The organism is uncultured Microbacterium sp., from assembly GCF_963521695.1.
Taxonomy (GTDB): Bacteria; Actinomycetota; Actinomycetes; order Actinomycetales; family Microbacteriaceae; genus Microbacterium.
Genome location: NZ_CAUQWC010000183.1, coordinates 1 through 7,161 on the forward strand (window position 1 = coordinate 1; position 7,161 = coordinate 7,161).

A 7,161-nucleotide genomic window follows, 5' to 3' on the forward strand; every position below is an offset into this window, starting at 1 on the left:
ACGTGCGCGGCGCTGATCTTCGGACCCTTGGTGATGACGTGCACGAGCGCCATGCCGTGGCCGCGTCCGAGGTCGTAGTCGTCCTTCAGCCACTGCAGGATGGGAGTCGCCTTCGTGCCGGCGCCGAACCCGCGCTCCTCGGCGAGCGCGATGAACTGCCGCGGAGTCAGGCCGGTCTTGGCTTCGATGTTGTCGAGATACGACTGGAATGACATATCCGGACAGTAGCGCGCCCTGCGACACCGATCCATCCGTCGCCGTGTGTCGATGCCGGACGGGAGGCGGCATCCCACGTCGGCTCGAACCTCCACCCGGCCCGCGGAGGAGAGATGTCGGAGCCGCGGGGTACGGTCGAAAGATGGCCGTCACCCTGCATCGGGCGCCCGTCGCCGCGATCGACCCCCTCACCCTCTACCGCTTGCTGTGGCTTCGGGTCACCGTGTTCGTCGTCGAGCAAGAGGCCGCCTACCCCGAGATCGACGGCCGCGACATCGAGTCCGGTGCCGAGCTCATGTGGGCGGTCGAGGGCGACGATGTGCTGGCCACGTTGCGCATCCTGCACGAGACGCAGAACACGCGCATCGGGCGCGTCGCCACCGCCCCCGATGCGCGGGGCCGCGGTATCGCCGCCGATCTCATGCGCGCGGCCGTCGAGGTTCTCGACGCCGAGGCGCCCGGCATCCCGATCCTGCTCGACGCGCAGGCGCACCTCGCGGGGTGGTACGGGCGCTTCGGCTTCGTCGTGTCCGGCCCGCCCTTCGCCGAAGACGGCATTCCGCACGTTCCGATGCGGCGCACGCGCCTCGTCACGGAGCGTCTCGTGCTCCGCGAATGGACGCGCGACGACGGCGATCGTGCGTTCCTGTTCGACATGTACCGCCGCCCCGAGGTGCGTCGCTACCTGGGCGACGGGCGCGTGATGGTCGACGCGGCCGAGGTCGACGCCCTGCTCGATCGCTGGGCCGGACTGAGCGAGGGTCTGCTCGGTGCGCGAGCGGTCGAGACCGCCGACGGTCGTCCGCTCGGCACCGTTCTGTTGAAGCGCATCCCGTGGTCGGCGGGGGCCAGCGACGGGCGTCCCGAAGACATCGAGATCGGATGGCACTTCCACCCCGATGCGTGGGGCGACGGCCACGCGACGGAGGCGGCGGCTGCGGTCCTGGGGCTCGCTCGAGACCACGGCATCCGTCGAATCGTGGCGGTCACGAACCCGGCCAACACGGCATCCGGTGCCGTCGCCGAGCGGATCGGTCTGCATCCCGCCGGCGAGACGCGCGACTACTACGACACCACGTGCGCTCTTTACGTGTCGCACGACGACGACGAGGTGTCGGTCGAGCGCACTTAGTGCGGCGCGTGGTACTCCGTGGTGCCGCGCTTCCAGTAGCCCTTCACCACCGTGGCGGCGGGGTCGCCCGCCCACCGGTCCAGCAGCAGCGAGCGCCCTGCCCGCACCACGGACTGCTCGGCGGCGACGAAGCCGAAGACGCACCCGTCGGGACGCTCCTCGACGTCGAGGGAGTCGAGCCAATCGACGAGTTCCTCGCCCGCGGGGCGCCGACCCCGGTGCAGCTGCACCACCTCGACGCCCGGAGGTGCGGCGACGGGGAGATCGTGCGCGGCATCCGGCACCTCGACGGCGATGCGACCGACGGCGTCGTCGTCCATCTGCGCGGCGAACCGACGGATCGCGGGCACCGCCGTCTCGTCGCCGGCGAGCAGCCACGCGTCGGGGCGTCCCACCAGCACCATCGAGCCGCGGGGGCCGGCCACGCCCACCGGTGCGCCGATGGCGGCCGTCTCGGCCCACCGGCTGCCGACGCCGGCCCCGTGCAGCGCGACGTCGACGTCGAGCCAGCCGTCCGTGGCATCCCAGGTCACCGGGGTGTACTCGCGGCTCGGCGCGGCGCGGAGGTCGTCGTCGGCGCCCGACGGGAAGAAGACGCGGATGTGGTCGTCGGCGCCGGGGGAGTCGAAGCCGCTCAATTCAGGCCCCTCGAGACGCAGGCGCACGTACGACGGCGTCACGTGCGTCCGTCGCGCGAGGGTTGCCGAACGGAAGACGAGGTCGTGGCGACGGGGCTCGAGGCGGGCGGAGTCGCTCTGGTTCGACATGGGCATGCAGGTAAGGCTAACCTAACGAATCGTCGCTACCCCTGCCGGTGGCGGCTCGACTCACACACAGCACTGGAGAGATTCGCATGACGACCCGCCTGTTCCGCCCCCTCGCCGCCGCATCCCTGGTGGCTGCTCTCGCCCTCGCCGGATGCTCTTCGGGAGCTGCCGCCCCCGCAGATGACGCCGCCGCCGCGACGACCGTGACGGTCGAAGACAACCACGGCTCGATCGAGGTCCCGGTGGCGCCCGAGCGCGTCGTCGCACTCGACAACACGACCTTCGAGACGCTCAGCGAATGGGGCGTGACCCTTGCCGCCGCCCCGAAGCCCCTCATGTACGACCTCTGGCCCTCGCTCTCCGGCGGCGACGAGGTGCTCGACGCGGGCCTGCACCGAGAGCCCAACATCGAGAACATCCTCGCCGCCGAGCCCGACCTCATCGTCGGCGGCTACCGGTTCCGCGACATCTACGACCAGCTGAAGGAGATCCAGCCGGCGACCATCGAAACCAGCCCCCGCGACGGTGAGGACCACGCCTCGGAGCTGAAGCGCCAGACGACGATCCTGGGTCACGTCTTCGACAAGAACGACGAGGCGGCGCAGCTCTCGGCCGACCTCGATGCCGCTATCGCCGATGCGAAGGCGGCCTACGACCCGTCCCAGAGCGTGATGGGTCTCATCACCTCGGGCGGCAAGATCGCGTACGCCGCTCCCGGTGAGGGCCGTGGTGTCGGCGTGCTCTTCCCGACCCTGGGGCTCACCCCCGCTCTGGAGCGGTCCGCCGAAGACGCCTCGCACGGCGACGACATCAGCGTCGAGGCGATCGCCGCCGCCAACCCCGAGTGGCTCTTCGTCCTCGATCGCGACGCGATGTTCGGTGAGGACGGCTACGTCTCGGCGAAGGAGCTCATCGAGAACGCCGAAGCGCTGAAGAACGTCCCCGCCGTGCAGAAGGGGCAGATCGTCTACCTCGACGGCAGCTTCTACCTCGACGAGGGCATCCAGGCCTACACGACGCTCTACCGCTCCGCCGCCGAGGCGTTCGCCTCCTGACCCGCCCACCGGCCCCCTCGCGTGAGGGGTCGACATCTGTCGCCTCGGCCGCTCCGAGGCGACAGAGAATGACCCCTCACGCGCGTGGGGCGGGACGGATGCCATGACCTCCACAACCATCCCCCCGCGCGCACGGTCGGCGCTGCCACTCGCCGTGATCGGCGTCGCTGCGCTCGTCGTCGTGTCGCTGTTCGTCGGCGCTTACGACCTGACCGCCGACGAGTTCGGGGGCGAGATGTTCTGGATCTCGCGCGTGCCCCGCACCCTCGCGCTCGTCCTCGCCGGCTGCGCGATGGCCGTCTCGGGCCTCATCATGCAACTGCTCACGCAGAACCGTTTCGTCGAGCCCTCCACCACGGGGACGTCGGAGTGGGCGGCGCTGGGCCTGCTCGTCACGGTGCTGATCGCACCGGCTTCGCCTCTTCCCGTGCGGATGATCGTGGCATCCCTCGCCGCCTTCGTCGGGACCATGATCTTCATCGGCATCCTGCAGCGCATCTCGCTGCGCTCCTCGCTCGTCGTGCCGCTCATCGGCATCATGCTCGGGGCGGTGGTCTCGGCGTTCACGACGTACCTGGCGGTCTCGACCAACTCGCTCCAGATGCTCGGCACGTGGTTCATGGGGAGCTTCACCTCCATCGTCCGCGGCCGTTACGAGGTGCTCTGGGTGGCCGCGATCGTCGTGCTGCTGGTGTTCCTGTACGCCGACCGCATCACCGTGGCCGGTCTCGGGCGCGACATCGCCACCTCGGTCGGCCTCGACCACACCCGCGTCCTGCTCATCGGTACGGGGCTCGTCGCGGTCGCCACCGGCGTCACCACCGTCGTCGTCGGCTTTCTGCCGTTCCTGGGCCTGGTCGTTCCGAACCTCGTGTCGATGTGGCGCGGCGACAACGCCCGCGCGAACCTGCCCTGGGTGTGCGTCGGGGGCGTGGCGATCGTCGTCGTCTGCGACATCGTCGGACGCGTCATCCGGATGCCGTTCGAGGTCCCCGTCTCGATGATCCTCGGGGTCGTCGGCTCCGCCGTGTTCATCACCCTGCTCTTGAGGATGCGTGCCCGTGGCTGAGACCCTGACCCGGTCGGCCCCGGCGCTCGCGGCCCGCCGTCCGCGGATCGCCCTGCGTTTCGGCATCCTGATCCTGATCGTGGCGGTCGCCGCCGTCGGCGTGCTGACGTGGAACGTCCCGGGTGAGCCCGGTTCGCGGGCCTTCTGGTTGGCGGTGATCCTGCGCGTGGTGAGCGTTGCGACGATCGCCCTCGTCGCCTGCTGCCAGGCGGTCGCGACGGTGCTGTTCCACACGGCGACGGCGAATCGCATCCTCACCCCGTCGATCATGGGCTTCGACGCGCTGTACGTCGTGATGCAGACCGCGCTGGTGTTCTTCTTCGGTAGCGCCGCCCTGTCGGCGACCGACGGGCTGCTCAAGGTCGCCGTGCAGAGCGTGCTGATGGTGAGCTTCGCGACGCTGCTGTACGGCTGGCTGTTCGCCGGCCGCCGCGGGAACCTCCACATCATGTTGTTGGTGGGGGTCGTGCTGGGCGTCGGATTCGGCTCGCTGTCGACCGTCATGCAGCGGCTGCTCACCCCGAGCGACTTCGACATCCTCTCGGCCCGCCTCTTCGGCAACCTCTCGAACTCGGATGCCGAGTACCTCCCGTGGGCGGCGCTGGTCGTCGCCGCGGTGCTCGCCGTCGTCTGGCGCGCGCGACACCGCCTGGACGTGCTGGCGCTCGGCCGTGAGGCATCCGTCAACCTGGGGCTCGCCTATCGGCGCGAGGTGATCGGGATGCTCGTGCTCGTGGCCGTGCTGATCTCGGTGTCGACCACCATGGTCGGGCCGATGACGTTCTTCGGCTTCATCGTCGCCACCCTCGCTTACCAGCTCGCGAGGTCGTCGCAGCATCGGGTGGTGCTGCCCTTCGCCGTGCTGCTGGGCATGGCCACGCTGCTCGGCGGGTACTTCGTGCTGCGGCACGTGTTCTACGCGGCCGGCATGCTCTCGATCATCATCGAGTTCGTCGGCGGCGTCTTCTTCCTCGTCTACCTCCTCCGGAAGGGGAGTCTCTGATGCTCACCCGCTCGCCGGGACGGCGCGTCCCGTGATCTCGCTCACCGACGTCACCATGACCTACGGCGACGTGACCGTGCTCGGTCCCGTGACCCTCGACATCCCCGCCGGCGGAGTCACCGCCCTGGTGGGTCCGAACGGCGCGGGCAAATCCACCCTGCTGACGATCGTCGGGCGCCTGACGGCGGCCACCGGCGGCCGCGTCACCGTCGCAGGCCTCGACGTGACGGCCACGCCCGGACGGGCGCTCGCCAAGACCGTGTCGATCCTGCGGCAGGAGAATCACTTCGTCACGCGCCTGACCGTGCGCGAACTCGTCGGCTTCGGGCGCTTCCCGCACTCGCAGGGGCGTCTGACCGCCGACGACCACACCAAGATCGACGAGGCCATCGACTTCCTCGACTTGGCCGAGCTGTCGGGGCGTTACCTCGACCAGCTCTCGGGCGGGCAGCGCCAGCGCGCATACGTGGCCATGGTGCTCGCGCAGGACACCGACTACATCCTGCTCGACGAGCCGCTGAACAACCTCGATATGAAGCACGCGGTGGCGATGATGGGCCAGCTCCGCCGCGCGGCCGACGAACTCGGAAAGACGATCGTCATCGTCGTGCACGACATCAACTTCGCGTCGGCCTACGCCGACCGGATCGTCGCGTTGTCCGAGGGGCGGGTCGTGCACGTGGGTACACCGGACGATCTCATGTCGTCATCGACCCTCGAGGAGGTGTTCGGCACACCCATCGACGTGCGCCGCGACGGGCCGTACCCGCTGGCGGTCTACTACCGATGAGATCTCAGAGTTGGATGCCGTTGTCTTCGTCGTTGACACCGACATTGCGGCCGCGGCTGGATTCGTAGGCGATGAGCCACCCGACCGACACCGCCGCGGCGATGACGACACCCAGCCACACGTTCTGCCACACCAGGCCGAACAGGACACCCAGCCCGAAGAGAAGCAGGCTGCCCAGCACCCAATACGTGCGGCCGCGAGGCCAGCCGGTTCCCGTCTGCGTCATGTCGCACAGCCTACGGTGCGGCGCCGGCGGGGGCGGGGCGCGCTGCGTCCCATCGACACCGAGAAGAAGGAGGGGCTGATGGCCCGGACCACCGCCGCGCAGAAGCGCGTCGCGCCCGAGAAGAGCGAACTGCTGACCCTGTACGTGAGGCATCGCCGTCGTCTGTCACCGACTTTCGAGCGCGTGACGTTGGGCGGATCCGACCTGGAGCGCTTCACCCCGATGGGCGCCGACCAGTGGTTCCGCCTCTTCCTGCCCGTCGCCGAGGGGACGCTCACGCGACTGCCGAACCGTCTCGACACCTTCGCGTACCTGCGCTACCTCGCGATCGCGAAGACCCAGCGCCCGGTGCTGCGCAATTACACCGTCGCGGGCTTCCGCTCCGGCGGTGCGCAGGGGCCCGAACTCGACGTCGACTTCGTGCGGCACGGCTCCGCCGCCGCGGGCACGGCGGGTCCCGCGGCATCCTGGGCCGAGACCTGTGCTTCAGGCGACGCGGTCGCCATCCTCGACGAGGGCATCCTGTTCGCGCCGCCCACCGGTCTGCGCGGCCCCCTCGCGCTCGTCGGCGACGAGACCGCCCTCCCCGCGCTCGCCGGCATCCTGGCGTCCCTTCCCGCCGACGCGACGGGGAGCGCCTTCATCGAGGTGCCCGATGCCGGCGACGTGCGCAACCTGGCCGCGCCGGTCGGCGTCGCCGTGTCGTGGGTCGTGCGCGACGATCCTCACGCGACCCCGGGCTATGCCGTGCTGACGTCGGCGGTCGGGGCGAGTGAGGCGGGTGCGGTCGTCCCCGCCTACGCCTGGGTGGCGGGGGAGCAGTCCCTGGTCGCGGCGATGCGTCGGCACTGGGTGCGGGTCGGCGTCGACAAACGGATGATCTCTTTCACCGGATACTGGCGG

9 protein-coding genes are annotated in these 7,161 nt (G+C 69.9%); 6 read left to right on the top strand and 3 right to left on the bottom strand.

The annotated features are described in order from the left end of the window. On the bottom strand, positions 1-215 hold a 215-nt coding region (locus tag RWP81_RS12620; protein ID WP_314456608.1), incomplete at its 3' end, for a DUF4287 domain-containing protein. A gap of 143 nt (positions 216-358) precedes the next feature. Here RWP81_RS12620 and RWP81_RS12625 point away from each other — a divergent pair. Further along, positions 359-1,348, top strand: coding sequence for a GNAT family N-acetyltransferase (locus RWP81_RS12625; protein WP_314456611.1), 990 nt, complete (start codon positions 359-361; stop codon positions 1,346-1,348). Here RWP81_RS12625 and RWP81_RS12630 read toward each other — a convergent pair. After that, a complete protein-coding gene (locus RWP81_RS12630) occupies positions 1,345-2,121 on the bottom strand; it encodes a siderophore-interacting protein (protein ID WP_314456613.1) in 777 nt (258 codons plus the stop codon). The genes RWP81_RS12625 and RWP81_RS12630 overlap by 4 nt on opposite strands. A gap of 80 nt (positions 2,122-2,201) precedes the next feature. Here RWP81_RS12630 and RWP81_RS12635 point away from each other — a divergent pair, with 80 nt between their 5' ends. The 4 genes from RWP81_RS12635 (at position 2,202) to RWP81_RS12650 (ending at position 6,032) form a co-directional block, all read left to right on the top strand. After that, positions 2,202-3,170: an ABC transporter substrate-binding protein gene (locus tag RWP81_RS12635; RefSeq protein ID WP_314456615.1), complete on the top strand. Its 969-nt coding sequence runs from the start codon at positions 2,202-2,204 to the stop codon at positions 3,168-3,170. A 103-nt stretch (positions 3,171-3,273) separates the two neighbouring features. Beyond that, complete coding sequence (locus RWP81_RS12640; protein ID WP_314456617.1) at positions 3,274-4,239, top strand: iron chelate uptake ABC transporter family permease subunit; 966 nt, start codon at positions 3,274-3,276, stop codon at positions 4,237-4,239. Beyond that, complete coding sequence (locus RWP81_RS12645) at positions 4,232-5,242, top strand: iron chelate uptake ABC transporter family permease subunit (RefSeq protein ID WP_314456619.1); 1,011 nt, start codon at positions 4,232-4,234, stop codon at positions 5,240-5,242. Before RWP81_RS12640 ends, RWP81_RS12645 begins: the two co-directional genes overlap by 8 nt. Positions 5,243-5,273: 31 nt before the next feature. After that, the gene (locus RWP81_RS12650; protein ID WP_314456621.1) at positions 5,274-6,032 is read left to right on the top strand and encodes an ATP-binding cassette domain-containing protein; all 759 of its coding nucleotides are present in this window, start codon (positions 5,274-5,276) and stop codon (positions 6,030-6,032) included. 4 nt (positions 6,033-6,036) lie between these two features. On the opposite strand, the gene RWP81_RS12655 is transcribed toward RWP81_RS12650, so the two are convergent. Continuing rightward, entirely contained in the window at positions 6,037-6,258 is a 222-nt protein-coding gene (locus tag RWP81_RS12655; RefSeq protein WP_055955651.1) for a hypothetical protein, read from the bottom strand. A gap of 78 nt (positions 6,259-6,336) precedes the next feature. Between RWP81_RS12655 and RWP81_RS12660 the strand changes: the two genes are divergently transcribed. Further along, positions 6,337-7,161 (top strand): siderophore-interacting protein (locus RWP81_RS12660; RefSeq protein ID WP_314456624.1); only part of this gene is annotated, 825 nt, incomplete at its 3' end.